Genomic DNA, 656 nt, shown 5'->3' with positions numbered 1-656 from the left:
GGCGATCGACTTGGCGCTGTCGAGCAGCTTCTGCAGCGAGGTGATGCCGGTGTTGGCGGCCTGGAGCACCTGCACGCCGTTGGCGATGCCATCGAGCAGATTGTTGATGTCGCTGGCGCGGTTGTCGAGCGACTGTGCCGTGAAGAAGTTGGTGGGGTTGTCGAGCGCCGAGTTCACCTTCTTGCCAGTCGACAGACGGGACTGGGTGGTGGCGAGGAGGTCGGCGGTGGACTGGAGAGAGAGCAGGTTCTGGCGAACCGACGCAGAGAGAACAATACCGGACATGACTCTTACCCTTCTGGTTTACGCGTCTTCGTTCGATCGCTTCGGATCGAGTGACGGGCACAACCTGAGGGGACATGGCTAACAAAGGGTGAAGCCTCGTCTCGCACCGTAAGCGCCGGTTCACCATAAGGCTCCAGGAGCACTCGGGATCAACGACGATGGGCCTGAAATTCCTCGCTTTTTGCGGCGTTTGCCTCTCGTTAACCATAACCAACGGTTACTTTTCGAAGCTGCCAGATTGCTTCTTTGTCCGACCGCGATCGGCATAGGGAGCGACCTTGTGGGTCGCTCCCCTGCCACACCACCCGGCATGCGGGTCCGCACCGGGCGGTTCGAGAAGTTGAGGTCATGAGAGACGGGGCAATCCCAGC

Annotated in this window: 1 pseudogene; it reads right to left on the bottom strand. The window is 60.1% G+C overall.

Annotated elements, in window-relative coordinates:
• Nucleotides 1-285, bottom strand: a pseudogene (locus tag IVA80_RS08500) (flagellin); the annotation flags it as partial.
• Nucleotides 286-656: the final 371 nt, after the last annotated feature.

The sequence above is a fragment of the Bradyrhizobium sp. 139 genome, assembly GCF_023074175.1.
Classification (GTDB): Bacteria; Pseudomonadota; Alphaproteobacteria; order Rhizobiales; family Xanthobacteraceae; genus Bradyrhizobium.
This window is presented reverse-complemented; position numbering and strand designations above follow the sequence as displayed.